This window comes from Pseudomonas sp. IPO3778 (genome assembly GCF_013386825.1).
GTDB lineage: Bacteria > Pseudomonadota > Gammaproteobacteria > Pseudomonadales > Pseudomonadaceae > Aquipseudomonas.
In genome coordinates this window covers 1-20,814 of record NZ_JACARC010000056.1, presented here as the reverse complement: position 1 = coordinate 20,814, position 20,814 = coordinate 1, and the positions used below count along the sequence as shown (strand labels likewise).

The window sequence follows — 20,814 nt, the reverse complement described above, 5'->3', positions numbered from 1 at the left end:
CGTTTGCCCGTTAGGTTTTGCGCTCGAAAATCGCCCCCTCGATCCCCAGCACCTCCTGGGTATCGGCATAGATCCCCACGCCTTTCTCCCACACCTGCTTGATCGACTGGTCGGCGCAGCGAATCTGGTAGTTGAGTTCGAAGGGCTCGTGCCGCGACAGCGCGTTTTGCACTTCGCGCCACACGTAATCGGCGTACTGCGCCAGGATCAGGCTGCTGTAGGTGAATTCATGGTTGTCTACCAGCCGCTCGGCGGGGTAGCCGGTCAGTTGCAGGCACCCGGCACTCACGAATTCCATGGTCCAGTCGCGGTTGTTGCGCCCGCGATAGATCAGCCCCGGCATGCTGTCGAGCAAACTCATGCTGCTGCGCTGGCTGGCCTGCAAGGCAATCTCGCGGCGTTTGTGGGCGGTAACGTCCCCGGCCACCAGGTAGAAGCCTTGCGCGCCCCGCTTGAGGCTGACCTCGAACCAGCGCAGCTCGCCAGAGGGATGCACAAACCGCAGGCGCTGGTTGAATGAGGTGTCGGGGCGCCGGCGCAGTTCATTCAAGGCCTGGCGCCATAACGGGCGGTCTTCCTGGTGCACGTAATCCATCAGATTGCGCTCCGCACCCGGTGGCCCCATCAGCTCGGCCCAGGCCAGGTTGAAGTGGTCGATCTGGCCGTCGTCGCGCAGCTCAAGCAAGGCGGCAGGAAAACGATCCATGGGGTGCGCCGGCGGGGTCTGCACGACGGCTTCGGGGCGTTCCCTCATTTAATGGCGCTCCTCGTGTTTCATCAATGCACCGCTGTGCACCCTGGCCGCCAGTTCCAGCCGGGAGTGCAGGCCGAGTTTCTGCAACAGGCTGCGCACGTAGATTTTGACTGTGCCGTCGCTGATCCCCAGTTCCCGGCCGATCTGTTTGTTGCTCATGCCGGCGGCGATCAACGCCAGGGTCTGGCCTTCCCGTTCGGTAAGGTTGTCGCTGCCCGGGGCCTCGCAGTGCGGCGCCGGTTCGGCCTGATCGGCCAGCAGGGCAATCAAGGTCGAATCCAGCACGATCGCGCCCTTGTGGCAATTGCGCATGTACGCCAGCAACGCGTCGGGCTCGGTTTCTTTGAGTACGTAACCACTGGCCCCGAGGCGCAAGGCCGTCAACAGCTCGGCGCGGTCCATCGAGGCGGTGAGTACCACCACCTGGCAATCGAGGTGCAATTGGCGCAGTTCATCCAGCACCTGCAAACCGCTGAGGCCCGGCATGTGCAAATCCAGCAGGACCTGCTGCGGCGTCAGGCTCACGGCCAGGTTGATGCCTTCACGGCCACTGGCCGCCTGCCCCACCACTTCAAAATCGTCACTGGCACCGAACAACTGCGCCAGGCCTTTGCGAAACAAGGGGTGATCATCGATCAGTAATAAGGTCGTGCAGTCCATCGAGACGCTCCTGTGGCAGGTCTTGGTTGCGGCGCAGGCCGAGGTGCACGCGGACACCGTGGGGGCGGATGGCTTCAAGGGTCAGCCGCGCGCCGATGCTGGCGGCGCGCTCGCGAATAATTGCCAGGCCGAAGTGGTTGTCTTCACCACAGCCCTGGCTCAGGCCAATGCCGTCGTCCTCCACCGACACCGAGGCGTCGCCCTCCTGGGTCTGGCGCAGTTCGATGCGCACGTGCCGCGCGTGGGAATGGCGCACCGCGTTGGCCAGGGCTTCGCGAATGATCTGCAAAATCTGCAATTCGGTTTCCGGGCTCAGGGCATCGTCGGCCAGGCGGTTGTCCAGTTCGAACACGATGATGCAACGCCGCGAGAACTCCGCGACGGAGTCGGCCAGGGCTTGGCGCAGGGAGCGTCCGTCCATGGTCAGGCGTGCGCTGGTAATCAGCTCGCGCACCTGGCGCTGCAGTTGGCTCAAGCCCGCGCACAGGTCCTGCAAGCTGGCACTGGCTTGCGCCGGCTCGCCCAATTGGGCGTGCAGCCCATGCGCCTGGAACGACAGGTAACCCAGCTGCTGCGCCACCGAATCGTGCAGTTCACGGGCCAGGGCACCGTGCCGGGACGTCGCCTGCTTGCGCTGTTGCTCGCGGTGATGGCTGCGCAGGCCCACGGTGACCCCCACCGCCTGCGCAGCCTCCTCCAGCACCTGGCGCCAACTGGCACCGGCGCGCCTGGGGGTGTCGAGCAGCAACACACCCTTCTGGCCCTCGGGCAAGGCGCACACCAGGCGGTGCACACCCCGTTGCCGGCAGGGGTCGCAGGCCTGGGGCGTGTCGGTCGCGGACGCGTCACGCCAGGGGCAGCGTGCCACGTCCTGGCAGCCTTCAATCAACCCGCGCCGGGCCGGCCCCAGGTCTTCGCCACCGAGGATCAGGTTGAGCTTGCCGGCGGGCAACAGTGCGTCGAAACGGTCCAGAAAACCCGACAAGGCACCGTCAGCGTGCGCCTGGTCCAGGGGCAACCGCGCCAACAGCCTGCGCACGCTACGCGCCTGGTCGGGGCGCACAGGCCCCAACCATAGCGGCCAGCCCTTCAGTCGTGTTCGCACTCTCGATCACTCCCCGCCCGGTTGCTCAACGTTGGGTTAAGACCAGCAACTTCCATGCCCCGAACGGCCGTCGCGCAAGGACTATCTCCAAAGGCATAGCCCTTTTTCCAGATTGAGAAGATTTTCCCCATAGGAAACTATCTCTCCCAACAGGAAACAAAACGCCCCTTGGAGAGCCCCATGACGCACACCCACAACCGCCCCATCGTGGTGATGCAATCGGCAACCGTCGGCCAGGAAGTTGCCGCGGCCCTGGACAAGCCCCTGCTGCTGAACGCCGAACAACCTGACTTCAGCCGGCGCCTGCAACAGGTATTGGCCAGCGCCACCGTGGGGTGCCGGCTCTACCTGCTGGGGGATGAAGCCTTTGTGTGGCGCATCCACGGCGAGGCCCGCGCCGCAGGCCTGGAAGACCACGAGATCAGCATGACGTGCTCGCTGCCCGGCCAACGCCTGGTGTATTGCGCCCACTGTGGCCTGGTCCAGGCGGCCGGACCGGAGCCGTTGCTGAACTGCATTGGCTGCCACGTGGGGCTGGAGGTGCGCGGGCATTTTTCCAGGCGCCTGGGGGCTTACCTGGGGGTGTGCAACAACCCCGACAAGCCTTATGCGGGGTTCCAGCCATGAGCGCGGCCCTCAACGTACGGGTCAGCGCGGCAAGAATGCTCACCCCGGTGGTGCGCGAGTTCACCCTGGTGGCCTGCGACGGCACCCTGCCCGGCTTCTCGCCCGGCAGCTACGTGCAGGTGCACCTGCCACTGGCCGAAGGCAAGGTGCGCAACGCCTATTCACTGACCAGCGACCCCGCGCACAACCGGCACTACCGCATCGCCGTGCGCCTGCAAGAGGCCTCCCGCGGCGGTTCGCACTACCTGCACCGGCAGGTGCAGGTCGGCGATACCTTGCAGATCTCGCCACCGGCCAACCTGTTCGCCCCCCACGCCACGGCGCGCCAGCACATCCTGATCGCCGCCGGCATCGGCATCACGCCGTTCATGGCGTACATCGCGGCCCTGGAACAGCAACAGGCCGAGTTCGAACTGCATTACCTGTTCCGGCCGGGCCTGAGCGACGCCTACCTCGACGAGCTGCAACAACGCCTCGGTGGGCGCCTGCACACCTACGCCAGCCGCCCGGACCTGAGCCACATCCTCGGCAACCGGCCGCTGGGCTGCCACGTCTACACCTGCGGCCCGCAGTCCCTGCTCGACGCGGTTGAACAGCAGGCCACGCGCCTCGGTTGGCCGCCCAAGCGGGTGCACGCCGAAGCGTTCAAGGGCGCCCAGCCGGGCCAGCCGTTCGACCTGCACCTGCTGCGCAGTGATCGGCGCCTGCGGGTCGAGGCCGAGCAGAGCCTGCTCGAAGCCCTGGAAACCGCCGGGTTGCAAGTGCCCAACCTGTGCCGTGGCGGGGTGTGTGGCCAGTGCATGACCCGTCACCTGGGCGGCGCCATCGAACACCGCGACAGCTTCCTCACCCCGGCCGAACAGGCCGACTTTCTGATGCCCTGCGTCTCTCGCGGCAACGGCCCATGCGTTGCGCTGGACCTCTAGGAGTTGTTGACCATGCCTCTTCCATCGAGCCCCGTGCTGAGCTATCGGGATGACTTCAGCTTTCACAACAGCCCGGCGGCGATCCGCCGTTTTCCCTTTCCCTTTATCGAGGACAGCTACCTGTACTCGGTGAACATCGAACCGGCCACCTCCCGGGACCCGGGTTCGATCTATGAACATGGCTTCGACATCGACGAGCACTACCGTTCGGAAATGGCCGAACGCGCCCTGGTGCTGGACAAGGACCCGCGCCGCTACCTGGTGATGCCGCACATGCAAGTGGCCGCCTGGGATGCCTTGCAGATGCTCATGGAACACCTCGCCGCCGACTACCCGCAATGGTTCAGCCTGACCCGTGACGCCGACCGCTGGCATTGGCAAAACCACGTGTTGGCAATCGACCAGCACTTTGTGTTTGGCGACGCCACCAGCCTGCCCTGCGAACCCCTGGAGTTTATCGGGCGCCAGGTGCAGGGGGATTTTGCCTTGCTCGACCAGCGCGACGGCGACCTGTACATGGACGCCGGCCTGATCACCGGCCCGGCCGACTGGTCATTGGCATTCGATGCCGGCATGAGCTTCAAGCAGTGGCATGCACCGGTGCCCATGGCCCATCAGATGGGCGTGTTCGACCGGGCCCTGAAGTACCTGCTCAACCTGCAGACCGGCCAGCCGGTGCGGCGCCTGAACTGGACCCTGACCATCAACCCGCGCCTGGATTCCTCCCCCGAAACCTTTCACCAATGGGGCGCGGACCGCGGCCAGATCACTGCACAAAACGTGGGGCAACAGGTGCACCTGCGGGTCGAGTTGCAAGTGATGGCGCGGCTGCCCCGCAGCCACGCGGTGATGTTCAGCATCCGCACCTACCTGATCAGCATGAATGAGCTGGTCACCCAACCCGGCTGGGGCTGTCGCCTGCACCGCGTACTGCGCGACCTGCCCGACGCCATCGCCGACTACAAGGGCATGACCCGCTACCGACACACGCTGGTGGAGTGGCTGAGCCAATTCGACCCGCTGGCCTGAGCCTCATTTCCCGGCTCTCTTTTTACCCAAAGGACCCTCACATGACCCAATCATGGCGTATTTCTGCATTGGCCGAGCGGCACCGCGCCCTCGGCTCGAACCTCGAAGACTGGAACGGCATGGGCACCGCCTGGACCTACAGCAGCGAGCTGGCCGACCACCACCAGGCGATCCGCACCCGCGCCGGGCTGATGGACGTGTCGGGGCTGAAAAAAGTCCACTACGTGGGGCCGCACGCCGAGAGCCTGTTGCAGTGGGCGACCACCCGCGACATCGCCAAGCTCTACCCCGGCAAATCGGTGTACGCCTCGATGCTCGACGAGGACGGCAAATTCGTCGATGACTGCATCGTCTACCGCACCGGCCCCAACGCCTTCATGGTGGTGCACGGCGCCGGCACCGGGCATGAAATGCTGGTGCGTTCCGCCCAGGGCCGGCAAGTGGCGGTGCTGTTCGACGACGACCTGCACGACCTGTCGCTGCAAGGCCCGCTGGCGGTGGACTTTCTCGCCGAGCACGTGCCCGGCATCCGCCAGTTGCCGTATTTCCACCACCTGCAAACCCGCCTGTTCGACCGCCCGGTGATGATCTCCCGCACCGGCTACACCGGCGAGCGCGGCTACGAGATTTTCTGCAAGGCAGCCGACGCGCCGGCGCTGTGGGACACCATCCTCGAACAGGGCGCGAGCCTGGGGATTATCCCGTGCGCCTTCACCGCCCTGGACTGGCTGCGGGTGGAAAGCTCGCTGATGTTTTTCCCCTACGACAACTCGCAGATGTACCCCTTCGCCGATCAAAAGGCCGGCGACACCCTCTGGGAAATGGGCCTGGACTTTACCGTCTCCCCTGGCAAACAAGCCTTTCGCGGCGCCGAAGAACACCTGCGCCTGCGCGGCCAGGAGCGCTTCAAGATCACCGGGGTGCTGCTCGACGGCGTACGCCCGGCCGAGGCCGGCGACACCCTGTGGCAAGGCGGTCAGCAAGTCGGCGTGGTCACCTGTGGCATGTATTCGCGCCTCACTAAACGCTCGATGGCCATCGCGCGCATGAGCGTCGCCTGCTCCGAGCCCGGCATTGCGGTGCAGGTGCGCGGCAGCCTTGAAGGCACGGCCCTGACCCACGCCCTGCCGTTTGACGACCCGGAAAAAACCAAGCGCACGGCCAAGGGCTGAGCCTTCCTTCACTTTATTTCAGGAGCTTTCGATGGACGCCTCCCGCGAACATTACATTCTCAAGATCACCTGCCCGGCGGCGTCCGGGATTGTCGCAGCGATCAGCGCTTGCCTGGCCCAACAGCAGTGCTACATCAGTGAGCTGGCGCAGTTTGACGACGAGTTCACCGGGCAGTTTTTCATGCGTGCGGTGTTCCGTTTCAACACCGGGGTCAGCGGTGATATCGGCGCCCTGCGCGAAGGCCTGGGCGACCTCGCCGGCGGCTTCGACATGCACTGGCAGTTGTTCAGCTCGCGCCAGCCCACCCGGGTGCTGCTGATGGTCAGCAAGTTCGACCATTGCCTCACCGACCTGCTCTACCGCCACCGCAAGGGCGAGATGGACATGCACATCACCGCCGTGGTCTCCAACCACCTGGACCTGCGGGCCATGGCCGAACGCGAAGGCATTCGCTTCATCTACCTGCCCATCACCAAAGACACCAAGGCCAGCCAGGAGGCCGAGTTGATGCGCATCGTCGAGGACACCCAGACCGACCTGGTGGTGCTCGCCCGCTACATGCAGATTCTGTCCGATGGCCTGTGCCAACAGCTGTCGGGGCGGGCGATCAATATCCATCACTCGTTCCTGCCCGGGTTCAAGGGCGCCAAGCCCTATCACCAGGCCTACGACCGTGGCGTGAAGCTGATCGGCGCCACCGCCCACTACGTCACCAGCGACCTCGACGAAGGCCCGATCATCGAGCAGGAAATCCAGCGCGTGGACCACACCCACCTGCCCGACTCGCTGGTCGCCATTGGCCGCGACACCGAAACCGTCGCCCTTTCCAAAGCCCTGAAATACCACCTGGAGCACCGGGTGTTCATCAACCAGGACAAGACAGTGATCTTTCGCTGAACCCCTTCAGGAGGCACGCTCATGACTCTACGTGTAGCAATCATCGGCGCCGGCCCGTGCGGCATGGCTCAACTTCGCGCCTTCCAGTCGGCCCGCGACCAGGGCGCCGCCATTCCCGAACTGGTGTGCTTCGAGAAACAGCAGGACTGGGGCGGCATGTGGAACTACACCTGGCGCACCGGCCTGGACGAGAACGGCGAACCGGTGCACGGCAGCATGTACCGCTACTTGTGGTCCAACGGCCCCAAGGAATGCCTGGAGTTTGCCGACTACACCTTTGAAGAACATTTTGGCCGGCCCATCGGTTCCTACCCGCCCCGGGAGGTGCTGTGGGACTACATCAAGGGCCGGGTGGAAAAAGCCGGCGTGCGCGACTACATCCGCTTCAATAATGTGGTGCGCCAAGTCACCTTCGACCACCAGACCCAGCGCTTCACCCTGCAGGCCCACGACTACAACAGCGACACCCTGACCTCTGAAGAATTCGATTACGTGATCAACGCCTGCGGCCACTTTTCCACGCCCAAGGTCCCGTACTTCGACGGTTTCGAACAGTTCGCCGGGCGCATTCTGCATGCCCATGATTTTCGCGAAGCCCTGGAGTTCAAGGACAAGGACCTGCTGATTGTCGGCAGCAGCTATTCGGCCGAGGACATCGGCTCGCAATGCTACAAATATGGCGCCCGCAGTATCACCAGTTGCTACCGCACCGCGCCGATGGGCTATGCCTGGCCCGACAACTGGGAAGAAAAACCGCTGTTGCAACGCCTGGAAAACAACCGCGCGTACTTCGTCGACGGCAGCAGCAAGCACATCGACGCGGTGATCCTGTGCACCGGCTACAAGCATCACTTCCCGTTCCTGCCGGACGAGCTGAGCCTGAAGACCGACAACCGCCTGTGGCCGATGAACCTCTACAAGGGCGTGTTCTGGGAACCCAACCCGCGCCTGATTTACCTCGGCATGCAGGACCAGTGGTACTCCTTCAACATGTTCGATGCCCAGGCCTGGTATGCCCGCGATGTGATCCTGGGGCGCATCCCGTTGCCCGGCCAGGCCGAGATGGTCGCCGACAGCCAGCAATGGCACGCACGGGAACAGACCCTGGAAACCAACCAGCAGATGTTCGAGTACCAGGGCGCCTACATCCAGCACCTGGTGGACGCTACCGACTACCCGAATTTCGACATCGCCGCCGTCAACGAAACCTTCCTGCACTGGAAGCACGACAAGGCGGAAAACATCATGGGCTATCGGGACAAGTCCTACCGTTCGTTGATGACCGGCACCCAATCGCCGCCCCACCACACGCCGTGGCTGCAAGCGCTGGATGACTCGATGGCGGCGTACCTGGGCGAGCCCGCGACGCCTATCAAGTCGGTCGGCTGATGATGAACTCACCGCGTGTTTCCCGTCCGCACGAACCCGGGCTGTTCGCCCGAGCACCGAACCTGGAACGCTACCGCGTGGCCGCCGGCGGAGTCACCCTGGTGGATTTACAGCCCGGCGACAGCCTGCAAGTGATCGACGTCGAAGGCCGGCAAACCTGCGAACTGCTGGCCCTCGACGCCGGCGGGCGCAGCGCCTTGGCCAGTTGGGGCCTGCACGGTTCAACGGCCTGTGGCGTCTCCGGGCGCATCGGCCAGGCGCTCAACCGGCGCGGCATCGACCCCCAGCAATTGCCCCTCGCCGCCTCGTTGTGGGACGCCGACAGCCCGGCCGGCCACGCCCGGCTTTTTATCGCCCATGACCCGCTGCTGGTGATTGTCGCCGCCCCCGCCGGGCCCACCGCCGTGGACAGCCAATACCGGCCCAGCGAACTGCGCCTGCGGGTGACACGGGCCAACCCTTCGCCGCTGCTGGTGCCCGCCCTGCCCGAGCCGTTGGGCGAAGTGCTGGACGAGTTCACCTTGCGCGCCGGCACGGCCCACAGCTACACCGTCGCCAAGGGCCAGTACGTGCAGGTGCTGGACGTCGCGGGCCGCCAGTGCTCGGACTTCGTCGCCCTCGACCGCCGGGCCCTGGACCGCGGCGTGGAACTGGACCTGGACCAGACCGTCACCCGCACGCTGAACGGCAGCGCTTACCCGGCACCCGGGCTGTTCTCGAAGTTTTTCGACCGGAACATGCAGCCCATGCTGGAGGTGGTGCAAGACACCGTCGGCCGCCACGATTCCTTCGCCCTGGCCTGTGCGGCACGCTACTACGAGACCCATGGCTATTTCGGGCACGACAACTGCAGCGACAACCTCAGCCGGGTCCTGGCGCCCCACGGTGTGCAGGCGCGCAACGGCTGGCCGGCGATCAATTTCTTCTTCAACACCGGCATTGATGCGCACCAGCAGATGACCCTGGACGAGCCCTGGTCGCGGCCCGGTGATTACGTGCTGCTGCGGGCCATGACCGACCTGTTGTGTGGCAGTACCTCGTGCCCGGATGACATCGACCCGGCCAATGGCTGGAACCCGACGGATATTCATGTCCGTCTCTACCGCGAGCAGGAGCGTTTTTCCATCGCCATGAGCACTCGAACCACGGCCGATGCCGACCCGATTCTGACCCGTGAGTCCGGGTTCCACTCACGCACAAGCCGCCTTACCGGCAGCTTCACCGACTACCGCAACTGGTGGCTGCCGTTGCGCTACGACGGCTACGGCGCGACCGAGGAATACTTAGGTTGCCGCGAGCGGGTGGCGGTGATGGACCTGACGGCCCTGCGCAAATTCGAGATCATCGGCCCCGACGCCGAGAGCCTGTTGCAGTACTGCTTGACCCGCGACGTGCGGCGCCTGGCGGTGGGCCAGGTGGTGTATTCCGCCATGTGCCATCCCCACGGCGGCATGCTCGACGACGGCACCTTGCTGCGCCTGGGGCCGGACAATTTCCGCTGGATCTGCGGCGAGGATTACGCCGGGGTCTGGCTGCGGGAGCAGGCACTGCGACTGGGCATGAAGGTGTGGATCAAGTCCGCCAGCGAGCAGATCCACAACCTGGCGGTGCAAGGACCGCTGAGCCGCGAGCTGCTGAAACAGATGGTCTGGACGCCGCCCACCCAACCGAGCCTGGAAGGCCTGGGCTGGTTCCGCTTTCTGGTGGGCCGGCTGGACGGCTTCGACGGCTGCCCGTTGATGATTTCGCGCACCGGCTACACCGGCGAGCTGGGTTACGAAGTGTGGTGCCACCCCGAGGATGCAGAACGGGTGTGGGACCGCCTCTGGCAACTCGGCGAGCCCTTGGGCCTGGTGCCCCTGGGCCTGGAAGCCCTGGACCTGCTGCGCATCGAAGCCGGGCTGATTTTTGCCGGCTACGAGTTCAGCGACCAGACCGACCCGTTCGAGGCGGGTATCGGGTTCAGCGTACCGCTGAAAAGCAAAACCGATGATTTCATCGGTCGCGACGCCCTGTTGCGGCGCAGTGCCCACCCCAGCCACATGCTTGTCGGCCTGCAATTGAGCGGCAACGAGGCCGCGCACCATGGCGACCCGGTGTACCAGGGCCGGGCCCGGGTCGGGGTCATTACCAGTGCCTGCCGCTCCCCGCTGCTGGCCAGCAACATTGCGTTATGCCGGGTGGACGTGGTCTGCGCCGAGCCCGGCACGGTACTTGAGATTGGCAAAGTCGATGGCCTGCAGAAGCGCATCAGCGCCACGGTCAGCGCAGCGATTTTCTACGACCCGGACAAAAGCCGGGTACGCAGCTGATCGCCCCTGTGTGCGCCACCCCATTTTCACTGCCCACTTTGATTGCCCCTCTTAACCGCTATGCAGACATGGGAATACGAAGATGGAAGCAACGACGTTCGAGGCCGTACCGCAGGCCGCCAGCCCGGTGGGCAGCCTGCACCGCAAGATCGATTGGCGCGGGGCCTTCTGGGTCGCCAGCGGCGTGCCTGCCCTGGTGTTGTTCTCGATTGGCGCCATTGCTGCGACGGTGGGTAAACCGGCGTGGATCGTGTGGATCGTGTCGATCCTGTTCGGGTTTATCCAGGCCTTTACCTACGCCGAGATTGCCGGGTTGTTCCCTCACAAATCCGGCGGTGCCTCGGTGTACGGCGCGGTGGCCTGGGTGCGCTACAGCAAGCTGATCGCACCGGTTTCGGTGTGGTGCAACTGGCTGGCCTGGTCGCCGGTGCTGTCCATCGGTTCGGGGCTGGCGGCGGGTTATATCCTGACCGCGCTGTTTCCCGCCGATGCACTGATCAACACCTGGCAGCTGACCCTGCTGGACCTGGGCTGGATCAAGAGCGGGCTGTCGTTGCGGATCAACGCGACCTTCGGCATTGGCCTGTTGATTCTGCTGACGGTGTTTGCCGTGCAGCACGGCGGCATCCTGCGCTCGGCACGCCTGACCCTGGTGCTGGGCGTCACCTCGCTGATTCCTTTGCTGCTGGTGGGCGTGGTGCCGTTGTTCACCGGGGATGCGGCCCAGGCCAACTTCCTGCCGCTGTACCCCCTGGCCCATGATGCGGCCGGGCAAGTGATCGATGGCCCCTGGGATATGTCCGGCTGGTCGCTGATGGCCGGCGGGCTGTTTATGGCCGCGTGGTCCACCTACGGGTTTGAAACGGCGGTGTGCTACACCCGGGAATTCAAAGACCCCAAGCGCGACACCTTCAAGGCGATTTTCTACGCCGGCCTGCTGTGCATCCTGGTGTTCACCCTGGTGCCCCTGGCGTTTCAAGGCAGCCTGGGGCTGGGCCAACTGGTGACCCCGGCGGTGCTTGACGCCAGCGGCGCAATCGTCACCCCGGCGGTGTACAGCGGCCTGTTGTCACCGGCGATCTACAGCGGCATGGGGGTTGGCCAGGCCATGGCGGACAGCATCGGCGGTGGCAAGGTGGTCGCCAATATCGTGCTGATCATGCTGGTGCTGGCGACCTTGCTGGCGATCATGACCTCGATGTCCGGTTCCTCGCGCACCCTGTACCAGGCGTCGGTGGATGGCTGGCTGCCCAAATACCTGGGACGCACCAACGAACACGGTGCGCCCACGGCGGCGATGTGGACTGACCTGACGTTCAACCTGCTGCTGTTGCTGATGTCCGACTACGTGTTTGTGCTTGCGGCGTCCAACGTCAGCTACATCATCTTCAACTTCCTTAACCTGAATGCCGGCTGGATCCACCGCCTGGACCGTCCCGACTGGGTGCGCCCGTACAAAGCCCCCACCGTGCTGTTGGCGGCGGGTGGCGTGCTGAGCTTCGTCAACCTGGCGTGCATGGGCCTGGGGGCCGATATCTGGGGCGCGGGCACGCTGGTGACCGGCCTGTTGCTGGCCCTGTTGATCCTGCCGGTGTTCCTGTTCCGCCATTACGTGCAGGACAAGGGCCGCTTCCCCGCCGCCATGCTCAACGACCTGTATATCCAGGCCGACGAGGGGCAAAAGCGCGCCGGCTGGTTGCCCTATGCCACGCTGATCGCCGGCGTGCTGGTGGTGTATGGCTGCCATCAACTGGTAGCCTGAGCGACCTGGCCTGCCTATCGCTGAGGGATTTATCCCTCAGCGCCTTTACTTCTCCAGACAACGGTGACGCTTTTGACCAGCTCCTTCCCGGTACTTGCCCGCGATATCGACGGCAAGGCCATCTCGGCCCAGGTTCTCGACGAAGTTCGCGAAGAGGTTCTGGTGCTGGCCGCACAGCAGATCTACCCGGCCCTGGCGGTCGTGCTGGTGGGTGAAGACCCTGCCAGCCAGGTCTACGTGCGCAACAAACTGCTGCGGGCCAAGGAAGTCGGAATCCGCTCCCTTGAATACCGGCTGGAGGCTGATGCCGGCCAGGCGCAGGTGCTGGCGCTGATTGCCCGGCTGAACGCCGACCCTGCGGTCAACGGCATCCTGGTGCAGTTGCCCCTGCCGGGGCCTATCGACGAAGCCTCGGTGATTCACGCCATCGACCCGATCAAGGACGTGGACGGCTTTCACCGCGAAAACGTCGGCGGGCTGGTGCAAGGCCTGGAAGTGCTGACGCCCTGCACCCCCAGCGGCTGCATGCGCCTGCTGCACGAAACCTGCGGCGACTTGAGCGGCTTGCACGCCGTGGTGATTGGCCGCTCGAACATCGTCGGCAAACCCATGGCGACCCTGTTGTTGCAGGCCCACTGCTCGGTCAGCGTGGTGCACTCGCGCAGCGTTGACGCACCGGCGTTGTGCCGCCTGGCAGACATCGTCGTCGCGGCCGTAGGCCGGCCACATCTGATCGACGCCAGCTGGCTCAAGCCTGGCGCGGTGGTGATTGACGTGGGCATCAACCGCATCGTCACCGACACGGGTACGCGCCTGGTGGGGGACGTGGACTACGCCAGCGCCCGCACCGTGGCCAGCGCGATCACCCCGGTGCCCGGGGGTGTGGGGCCGATGACCATTGCGTACTTACTGAAGAACACCCTGATTGCCGCCCAACTGCAACGGGCAGCCCAACCCCGTGAGCAGGCCGTGAACTGAGCAACACCGCAAAACCCCTGTGGGAGCGGGCTTGCTCGCGAAGGCGGTGGATCAGTCAATACTCTGCTAACTGACACACCGTCTTCGCGAGCAAGCCCGCTCCCACATTTTTGATCGGTGTTTATTCAGCAGGAGTATCAGTGGTTGCAAGCACGTGAGCAGGCGCTGCACTGAGCAACACCACAAAACCCCTGTGGGAGCGGGCTTGCTCGCGAAGGCGATGGATCAGTCAATACTTCGCTAACTGACACACCGCTTTCGCGAGCAAGCCCGCTCCCACATTTTTGATCGGTGTTTATTCAGCAGGAATTTCAGTGGTTGTAGGCCCGCTCGTTATGCTCCGCGAGGTCGAGTCCCATCTCTTCCACCGATTCGTGGGCACGCAGGCCGATCAGGGCATTGACCACTTTGAGAATGATCCAACTGATCACGAAGCAATACACCGTGGTCAGCAGCACGCCCTTGATCTGGGCAATCACTTGGCCGCCCATGGTCACGCCTTCCACCAGTCCGCCCATGGACGGCACGCAGAACACACCGGTCAACACGGCGCCGATCATCCCGCCGATGCCGTGCAGGCCGAACACGTCGAGGCTGTCGTCATAACCAAAGCGACGCTTCAGCACCGTCACGCTCAAGTAGCAGAACACCCCGCACAGCAGGCCGATGGCCAGGGCACCGCCGACGCCCACATAGGCACACGCCGGAGTAATTCCCACCAGGCCTGCCAGGGCACCGCTCGCCAGGCCCAGGGCGCTCGGTTTGCCGACCTTGAACCACTCGGTGAACATCCAGCCGAGAATCCCGGCGCAGGCGCCCAATTGGGTATTGAGCATGACAATCCCGGACAAGCCGTTGAGCCCGCCACCGGATCCGATGTTGAAGCCGAACCAGCCCACCCAGAGCATGGCGGCGCCGGCCATGGTCAGGCTCAGGTTGTGGGCAGGCATCGGGGTGTTCTGGTAGCCCTTGCGCTTGCCCAGGATCAGGCACGCGGCAAGCGCTGCCACACCGGCGTTGATGTGCACGGCGGTGCCGCCGGCAAAATCGAGCACGCCCCAGTTATGCATCAAGGCCCCCGAACCACCCCACACCATATGCGCCACCGGGGCATAGACCAGGGTGAACCACACGGCCATGAACAGCAGCGCCGCCGAGAACTTCATGCGTTCGGCAAAGGCCCCGGCGATCAGCGCCGGGGTGATGATGGCGAAGGTCATCTGGAAGGTCACGAACACGCCTTCCGGAATATCCCCCACCAGGCTCTCGGGGGTCATGCCGGCCAGAAACGCCCGGCTCAACCCGCCGACAAAACTGTTGAAGGTCACCTGCCCCTCGACCATGCCGGTGGTGTCGACCACCATGCTGTAGCCGTAGATCACCCACAACACGCCCACCAGGCCGGCGACGCCGAAGCACTGGGTGAACAGCGAGAGCATGTTTTTCGCGCGGACCAGGCCGCCATAGAACAACGCCAGGCCCGGCAGGCACATAAACAACACCAGCACCGCGGCGGTGATCATCCAGGCGGTGCTGCCGGTGTTCAAGACGGGGGCGTCGGCCGCCTGGGCCAACGGTGCGAAGGCACTGGCGACCAGTAAGCCGAAAAGCGATTTGCCAAGAAGACGATTGACCATGTTCAAAGCTCCTGCAAAAGAATGGGAAAGTGCCTGGCAGTGAGCAACTTTTAGTGTGCGGGCCTCTTGGCGGGCCCGTTGATCTAAACCTGTAGGAGCGAGCTTGCTCGCGAAAAACGCCCGGACAACACGTGCATTCAGGATGCCGGCGTTATCGTTGACGACCTTCGCGAGCAAGCTCGCTCCTACAGGGTAGAACTCAGTAACCGGAACCCGGCACCCAACTCGTTCCCGCCAGCGGTACCCGGGCCATGGCGGCCGATTCCACCGTCAACGCCACCAGGTCCTCGGGGTCGAGGTTGTGCAGGTGCGACTTGCCGCACGCACGGGCCATGGTCTGGGCTTCCAGCACCATCACCCGCAGGTAGTTGGCGAGCCGACGGCCACCCTCCACCGGGTCCAGCCGCTTGGACAACTCCGGGTCCTGGGTGGTGATGCCGGCCGGGTCGCGACCGTTCTGCCAGTCGTCGTAGAAGCCGGCGGCCGAGCCGATCTTTTTCAGTTCTGCGTCCAGCCGTGGGTGGTTATCCCCCAGGGCAATCAACGCTGCCGTACCGATGGCCACCGCGTCGGCGCCCATGGCCATGGCCTTGGCCACGTCGGCACCGTTACGGATGCCGCCCGACACGATCAACTGGACCTTGCGGTGCATGCCCATTTCCTGCAAAGCCTGTACCGCTTGCGGAATGGCCGACAAAATCGGGATGCCCACGTGTTCGATAAACACTTCCTGAGTGGCGGCGGTACCGCCCTGCATACCGTCGAGGACAATCACGTCGGCACCGGCCTTGACCGCCAGTTTCACGTCGTAATACGGGCGGCTGGCGCCGATTTTCACGTAGATGGGTTTTTCCCAATCGGTGATTTCCCGCAGTTCGGCAATCTTGATCGCCAGGTCATCCGGGCCGGTCCAGTCCGGGTGACGGCAGGCGCTGCGCTGGTCCACGCCGATCGGCAAGGTGCGCATGCCGGCCACGCGCTCGGTGACTTTCATCCCCAGCAGCATGCCGCCACCACCGGGTTTGGCGCCCTGGCCCAGGACGATCTCGATGGCGTCGGCCTTGCGCAGGTCGTCGGGGTTCATGCCGTAGCGCGACGGCAGGTACTGGTACACCAGGTGCTGGGACTGGCCGCGTTCTTCCGGGGTCATGCCGCCGTCACCGGTGGTGGTGCTGGTGCCGGCGATGGTCGCGCCACGGCCCAGGGCTTCCTTGGCGTTGGCCGACAACGCGCCGAAACTCATGCCGGCGATGGTCACCGGGATCTTCAGGTGAATCGGCTTTTTGGCAAAGCGGTTGCCCAGGATCACGTCGGTGCCGCACTTCTCCCGATAGCCTTCCAGCGGGTAGCGCGACACGCTGGCGCCCAGCAGCAGCAAGTCATCAAAGTGCGGCAGCTTGCGCTTGGTGCCACCGCCGCGAATGTCATAGATGCCGGTTTCGGCGGCACGCTGGATTTCCTGGATGGTCAGGCGGTCGAAGGTGGCCGACTCGCGCAGTACCGGAGGGGTTTGTTCTGTCATGGCGTAGCTCCTGGATCAGTACGCGGAGGCGTTATCGACTTTGAAGTTGTACAGCTGGCGGGCCGAACCGTAGCGCTTGAAGTCCGCCGCCTGATGGGCGAAACCGGCGAGGTCGAGCAGTGCCTGCAGCTCTTGCAGGTGCTCGCTGCGCATCTCTTTTTCAATGCAGTCCGAGCCCAGGGATTCCACGGTGCCTTTGACGTAGATGTGGGTTTCATAGAGCGAATCCCCCAGCGCGTCGCCGGCATCGCCGCACACCACCAGGCGCCCGGCCTGGCCCATGAAGCAGCTCATATGGCCGATGCTGCCGCCAACGACGATGTCGATGCCCTTCATGGAAATCCCGCAACGGGCGCCCGCGTCGCCTTCAATCACCAGCAAGCCGCCATGGGCCGTGGCGCCGGCCGCCTGGGAGGCGCTGCCCTTGACGCGCACCGAGCCCGACATCATGTTCTCGGCGCAGCCCACGCCCACGTTGCCGTGCACGGTGATCGACGCCTGTTGGTTCATGCCCGCACAGTAGTAACCGGCGTGGCCCTCGATATCGATGGACACCGCCTGGTTCACGCCCACGGCGAGGTTGTGCTTGCCGTTGGAATGGGTGACGCGCCACTCGCTGTCGATGGCCTGCGCGTGCAGCGCCTGGTTGAGGTCACGCACGCTGGCGGTGGAAAGATCGATGGTTTTCATGTGTGCGCTCCTTAAGCTGACTCGCGTTCCCAGATGTACAAGGTGGCCGGTGCGGGCTCCCAGATCCTGGCGTTTTCAATTCCCGGCAGGCTCGACAGCGCCTGGTACTCGGAAGCCATGGCGACGTAGTCGTCGGTCTCGGCGAGGATCGCCGGCTTGCAGGCAATCGGGTCGCGGATCACCGCAAAGCCGTTACGGGTGCCGATGGCAAAGGTGAAAAAGCCATCGAGGTCTTCCAGGGAGTGGTCCAGCGCTTCCTTGAGGGAATCGCCCTGCTGCAGGCGCCAGGTCAGGTAACCGGCGGCGACTTCGGTGTCGTTATCGGTTTCGAAATGGATGCCTTCGCGCTTGAGTTCCTGGCGCAGGCGGAAGTGGTTGGACAGCGAACCGTTGTGCACCAGGCACAGGTCGGCCCCGGTGGAAAACGGGTGGCTGCCTTCCATGGTCACCGCGCTTTCGGTAGCCATGCGGGTGTGGCCGATGATGTGGCTGCCCTGCATGTTCGCCAGGCCAAAGCGCTGGGAAATTTCCCGGGGCAGGCCCATGCCCTTGAGGATCTCGATGCTTTGCCCGGCACTCATGATGCGTACGCTCGGCGCCAGCTCAGCCAGGGCCAGGCGCACAGGCGCCTCTTGCGCGTGGATCTTCAACACGGCCGCGCTGGCGTTCTGAAACCAATCCAGGGAACACCCCAGGCGCCCTTCCAGGTCACCCATCAGGCTCTTCCAGTCAAACCCTTCGGTGGTCGCCTGCAGGGTCAGCTTGACCCAGCCATCGGCCACTTCATCGCCGTAGATGGCGAACCCGGCACTGTCCGGGCCACGGTCGGTCATGGCCTGCAACATGGGTTCAAACAACTTGCCGAGCTGGGGTTCCAACTGCGGGTTTTTCAGGTACAGACCTACGATTCCACACATATCAAGTCTCCGTCACACGGTGTCAGAAAAATTCGGTATAGCGCTGGATTTCCCAGTCGCTCACATGGCGGCTGTACTCAACCCATTCCATGCGTTTGAGTTTGATGAACTCACCCACGATCTGCGGGCCCAGCACCTCGACGAACAGCGGGTCGGCTTCCAGCGCGTCGCAGGCTTCCTTGAGGGATTGGGGCAGGGTCTTGATGCCGCGCTCGGCGATCTGTTCCAGGCTCAGGCTGTAGAGGTTTTCGTTGCAGACGTGGTCGATTTCCAGCTGGCGATCAATCCCGTCCAGGCCGGCCGCGATGATTGCGGCGCTGACCAGGTACGGGTTGCAGCCGGCGTCCGGCAGGCGGAACTCCAGGCGGCCGTAAGGCACCCGCACCATGGCCGAACGGTTGTTGGCGCCAAACGCAATAAAGGCCGGGGCCCAGGTGGCGCCGGACAAGGAGTTGCCCACCACCAGGCGCTTGTAGGAGTTGACCGTCGGCGCGGCGAACGCACACAGGGCCGGGCCATGGGCGAGCAAGCCGGCGGCGAAGTGATAGGCCATTTTCGACAGGCCCATGCCGCTGGGGTCGCTGGCATCAAAGAACAGGTTCTTGTTCTCGGCGCTGCTGATGGACAAGTGAAAGTGCATGCCGTTGCCGGCGCGCTTCGGGTCGGGCTTGGGCATGAAGGAACAGATCATGCCCAGGTCATTGGCGATCTCGCCGGCGGCCATGCGGAAGAAGGTGAAACGGTCGGCGGAAGTCAGGGCGTCGCTGTAGGTGTAGTTGATCTCGAACTGGCCGTTGGCGTCTTCGTGGTCGATTTGATAGACCTCGAAATCCACCGCCTGCAGGGCTTCGGTCAGGCGCTCGAGGAACACCCGGGAGCGCGACAGGCCCTTGTAGTCGTAGCAAGGCTTGTCGAGGTTGTCGCTGGGGTCGACCAATTGCAGCTTGCCCTGCTCGTCCCGGCGCATCAGGTTGAACTCGGGTTCCAGGCCGGTGTTGAGGGTCCAGCCCTTGTCTTGCAGGCGCTGCACTTGCTGTTGCAGCACGTAGCGGCTGTCGAAGGGATGGGGCTTGCCGTCGACGTGGCCCACGCACACCACTCGCCCGTAGCCGGGTTGCCATGGCACCGGGGTCAGGGTCGACAGGTCACCGCGGGCCATGAAGTCGGGCCCGTGGGGTTCCATGCCCATGCCGCTGATGGCAAAACCGGCAAAACCTGCGCCCTCTTCGGCCACCGTCTTGAGCCCGCAGATCGGCACCGACTTGGTCTTGGCCGCACCGTGTATATCCACAAACTGCGCAAGCACGTATTTGATCCCGTGCTTGTCGATGATGCGCTGGGTTTCTGCTGGCAACATTGCGTGTCACTCCTCGCGAAAGGCAAAACAGTGGGTTGGGGCTAGGCTGTCTTTTTATTCCTAAAAAGAAAGTTAGTTTCCCCATAGGAATGCAATACCCTTGCCAGATTCGCGAATGGCGCATTGATGTGCGCGGAGCAGCGCTTTTGTGCTGTATATATGGGAAAATTCTTTTCCCCGCAGGAATACGTGTGGCGGGGTGGCCTTATAAGCGCCATGCTTTGCACTTTCCCAGTGCGAAAATAATATTACTGAGCGGAAACCGTGCAGGAGCCGATGATCATGTCCACCGAAACCGCCCCTCGCCTCAAGCTGGAGCAATACCTGGGGTTGCAGATCAAACGCCAGCGTCAGGCGCAGGACCTTAAGCTGTCTGATGTGGCGAAGATTGCCGATATCAGCCAGGGCATGTTGAGCAAGATCGAGAACGCCCAGGTGTCGACCAGCCTCGATACCTTGAGCCGCCTGTGTGATGTGCTGGGGCTGCCGTTATCGAAGTTGTTCAGTGAGTATGACCAGCAGGATGGCAGTGCCTTGTTGGTCAAGGCTGACCACGGGATGGAAGTGGTGCGTCGGGGGACCGAGAAGGGGCACACCTATCACTTGCTCAACCATACGCGGGGGCCCAAGAAAAGCTTCGAGGCGTATATGGTCAGCATGGACGATGCGAGTGAGGAGTTTCCGACGTTTGCCCATCCGGGGACGGAGTTTTTGCATTTGCTGGAAGGTGAGTTGATTTACCGGCATGGGAATCAGCTGTATCGGATGGAGGCCGGGGATAGTTTGACGTTTGAGGGGGAGATTCCCCATGGGCCCGAGGCGTTGGTGCAGGTGCCGATTCGGTTGTTGTCGATCATGAATTATGGGAATGACAAGGAGTGATTGGGGGGAGCGAGTACATATCCGTTATTTAGGTAACGGCGGCTTAGGGTTCCGCCCTTACGGCGGGTCACTTTTGGAAAAGAGCCCCAAAAGTAACCAAAAGGGCTCTTGCCCCACCACTCGGCACCTCGCCTAGGCTCGGTGTGCCCGCACTCCGGCATTGCTCCGCGGGCCGCCGCGACGGGGCGTCCCTGCCC

General features: G+C 63.7%; 18 protein-coding genes. 10 read left to right on the top strand and 8 right to left on the bottom strand.

Going from position 1 to position 20,814, the window contains the following annotated elements; translation table 11 throughout:
- Positions 1-10 precede the first annotated feature (10 nt).
- From HX855_RS27075 to HX855_RS27065, 3 genes are read right to left on the bottom strand one after another with little or no spacing between them, the layout of a single operon-like run.
- The gene (locus tag HX855_RS27075; protein WP_177090866.1) at positions 11-754 is read right to left on the bottom strand and encodes a PAS domain-containing protein; all 744 of its coding nucleotides are present in this window, start codon (positions 752-754) and stop codon (positions 11-13) included.
- The gene (locus HX855_RS27070; RefSeq protein ID WP_177090868.1) at positions 755-1,414 is read right to left on the bottom strand and encodes a response regulator; all 660 of its coding nucleotides are present in this window, start codon (positions 1,412-1,414) and stop codon (positions 755-757) included.
- A complete protein-coding gene (locus tag HX855_RS27065) occupies positions 1,383-2,453 on the bottom strand; it encodes an ATP-binding protein (RefSeq protein WP_177090870.1) in 1,071 nt (356 codons plus the stop codon). The genes HX855_RS27070 and HX855_RS27065 overlap by 32 nt, the downstream gene beginning before the upstream one ends.
- 246 nt (positions 2,454-2,699) lie before the next feature.
- Here HX855_RS27065 and HX855_RS27060 point away from each other — a divergent pair, with 246 nt between their 5' ends.
- The 9 genes from HX855_RS27060 to HX855_RS27020 all read left to right on the top strand — a co-directional run bounded on the left by HX855_RS27060 (position 2,700) and on the right by HX855_RS27020 (position 13,612).
- Complete coding sequence (locus tag HX855_RS27060; protein ID WP_177090872.1) at positions 2,700-3,146, top strand: dimethylamine monooxygenase subunit DmmA family protein; 447 nt, start codon at positions 2,700-2,702, stop codon at positions 3,144-3,146.
- Positions 3,143-4,072, top strand: a complete 930-nt coding sequence (locus tag HX855_RS27055; RefSeq protein WP_177090874.1) for a PDR/VanB family oxidoreductase — start codon at positions 3,143-3,145, stop codon at positions 4,070-4,072. Before HX855_RS27060 ends, HX855_RS27055 begins: the two co-directional genes overlap by 4 nt.
- A 12-nt stretch (positions 4,073-4,084) precedes the next feature.
- On the top strand, positions 4,085-5,101 hold the full coding sequence (locus HX855_RS27050; RefSeq protein ID WP_177090876.1) for a DUF3445 domain-containing protein: 1,017 nt from the start codon (positions 4,085-4,087) through the stop codon (positions 5,099-5,101).
- A 41-nt stretch (positions 5,102-5,142) separates the two neighbouring features.
- The gene (locus HX855_RS27045) at positions 5,143-6,273 is read left to right on the top strand and encodes an aminomethyltransferase family protein (protein WP_177090879.1); all 1,131 of its coding nucleotides are present in this window, start codon (positions 5,143-5,145) and stop codon (positions 6,271-6,273) included.
- A 31-nt stretch (positions 6,274-6,304) separates the two neighbouring features.
- Complete coding sequence (purU, locus tag HX855_RS27040; RefSeq protein WP_177090881.1) at positions 6,305-7,171, top strand: formyltetrahydrofolate deformylase; 867 nt, start codon at positions 6,305-6,307, stop codon at positions 7,169-7,171.
- A gap of 21 nt (positions 7,172-7,192) precedes the next feature.
- Complete coding sequence (locus HX855_RS27035; RefSeq protein WP_177090883.1) at positions 7,193-8,560, top strand: NAD(P)-binding domain-containing protein; 1,368 nt, start codon at positions 7,193-7,195, stop codon at positions 8,558-8,560.
- 2 nt (positions 8,561-8,562) lie between these two features.
- On the top strand, positions 8,563-10,872 hold the full coding sequence (locus HX855_RS27030; protein ID WP_177090899.1) for a DUF1989 domain-containing protein: 2,310 nt from the start codon (positions 8,563-8,565) through the stop codon (positions 10,870-10,872).
- An 82-nt stretch (positions 10,873-10,954) separates the two neighbouring features.
- Positions 10,955-12,634 carry an APC family permease gene (locus tag HX855_RS27025; RefSeq protein WP_177090885.1) on the top strand — a complete coding sequence of 560 codons (1,680 nt, stop codon included), beginning with the start codon at positions 10,955-10,957 and terminating at the stop codon, positions 12,632-12,634.
- Positions 12,635-12,706: 72 nt separating this feature from the next.
- Positions 12,707-13,612 carry a bifunctional 5,10-methylenetetrahydrofolate dehydrogenase/5,10-methenyltetrahydrofolate cyclohydrolase gene (locus HX855_RS27020; protein WP_177090887.1) on the top strand — a complete coding sequence of 302 codons (906 nt, stop codon included), beginning with the start codon at positions 12,707-12,709 and terminating at the stop codon, positions 13,610-13,612.
- Between the two features lie 311 nt (positions 13,613-13,923).
- Here the strand turns inward: HX855_RS27020 and HX855_RS27015 are convergent, their stop codons facing one another.
- The 5 genes from HX855_RS27015 to glnT form a co-directional block, all read right to left on the bottom strand.
- Entirely contained in the window at positions 13,924-15,249 is a 1,326-nt protein-coding gene (locus tag HX855_RS27015) for an ammonium transporter (RefSeq protein WP_177090889.1), read from the bottom strand.
- 199 nt (positions 15,250-15,448) lie between these two features.
- Positions 15,449-16,771 (bottom strand): FMN-binding glutamate synthase family protein, encoded by a 1,323-nt coding sequence (locus tag HX855_RS27010; RefSeq protein WP_027603581.1) that lies wholly within the window; start codon positions 16,769-16,771, stop codon positions 15,449-15,451.
- Positions 16,772-16,786: 15 nt separating this feature from the next.
- Positions 16,787-17,461 (bottom strand): protein glxC, encoded by a 675-nt coding sequence (locus HX855_RS27005; RefSeq protein ID WP_177090891.1) that lies wholly within the window; start codon positions 17,459-17,461, stop codon positions 16,787-16,789.
- A gap of 11 nt (positions 17,462-17,472) precedes the next feature.
- Complete coding sequence (locus tag HX855_RS27000; protein ID WP_177090893.1) at positions 17,473-18,378, bottom strand: glutamine amidotransferase family protein; 906 nt, start codon at positions 18,376-18,378, stop codon at positions 17,473-17,475.
- Between the two features lie 22 nt (positions 18,379-18,400).
- Positions 18,401-19,735, bottom strand: a complete 1,335-nt coding sequence (gene glnT / locus HX855_RS26995) for a type III glutamate--ammonia ligase (RefSeq protein WP_177090895.1) — start codon at positions 19,733-19,735, stop codon at positions 18,401-18,403.
- A gap of 282 nt (positions 19,736-20,017) precedes the next feature.
- Here glnT and HX855_RS26990 point away from each other — a divergent pair, with 282 nt between their 5' ends.
- Positions 20,018-20,617: a helix-turn-helix domain-containing protein gene (locus HX855_RS26990; RefSeq protein WP_177090897.1), complete on the top strand. Its 600-nt coding sequence runs from the start codon at positions 20,018-20,020 to the stop codon at positions 20,615-20,617.
- The last annotated feature ends 197 nt before the right edge of the window (positions 20,618-20,814 follow it).

Coding starts and splice junctions, on each gene's coding strand:
- HX855_RS27015 (WP_177090889.1), bottom strand. CDS start 15,249: ATGGTCAATCGTCTTCTTGGCAAATCGCTTTTCGGCTTACTGGTCGCC.
- HX855_RS27050 (WP_177090876.1), top strand. CDS start 4,085: ATGCCTCTTCCATCGAGCCCCGTGCTGAGCTATCGGGATGACTTCAGC.
- HX855_RS27000 (WP_177090893.1), bottom strand. CDS start 18,378: ATGTGTGGAATCGTAGGTCTGTACCTGAAAAACCCGCAGTTGGAACCC.
- HX855_RS27030 (WP_177090899.1), top strand. CDS start 8,563: ATGAACTCACCGCGTGTTTCCCGTCCGCACGAACCCGGGCTGTTCGCC.
- HX855_RS27005 (WP_177090891.1), bottom strand. CDS start 17,461: ATGAAAACCATCGATCTTTCCACCGCCAGCGTGCGTGACCTCAACCAG.
- HX855_RS27035 (WP_177090883.1), top strand. CDS start 7,193: ATGACTCTACGTGTAGCAATCATCGGCGCCGGCCCGTGCGGCATGGCT.
- HX855_RS27060 (WP_177090872.1), top strand. CDS start 2,700: ATGACGCACACCCACAACCGCCCCATCGTGGTGATGCAATCGGCAACC.
- HX855_RS27075 (WP_177090866.1), bottom strand. CDS start 754: ATGAGGGAACGCCCCGAAGCCGTCGTGCAGACCCCGCCGGCGCACCCC.
- purU (WP_177090881.1), top strand. CDS start 6,305: ATGGACGCCTCCCGCGAACATTACATTCTCAAGATCACCTGCCCGGCG.
- HX855_RS27025 (WP_177090885.1), top strand. CDS start 10,955: ATGGAAGCAACGACGTTCGAGGCCGTACCGCAGGCCGCCAGCCCGGTG.
- HX855_RS26990 (WP_177090897.1), top strand. CDS start 20,018: ATGTCCACCGAAACCGCCCCTCGCCTCAAGCTGGAGCAATACCTGGGG.
- HX855_RS27055 (WP_177090874.1), top strand. CDS start 3,143: ATGAGCGCGGCCCTCAACGTACGGGTCAGCGCGGCAAGAATGCTCACC.
- HX855_RS27070 (WP_177090868.1), bottom strand. CDS start 1,414: ATGGACTGCACGACCTTATTACTGATCGATGATCACCCCTTGTTTCGC.
- glnT (WP_177090895.1), bottom strand. CDS start 19,735: ATGTTGCCAGCAGAAACCCAGCGCATCATCGACAAGCACGGGATCAAA.
- HX855_RS27010 (WP_027603581.1), bottom strand. CDS start 16,771: ATGACAGAACAAACCCCTCCGGTACTGCGCGAGTCGGCCACCTTCGAC.
- HX855_RS27045 (WP_177090879.1), top strand. CDS start 5,143: ATGACCCAATCATGGCGTATTTCTGCATTGGCCGAGCGGCACCGCGCC.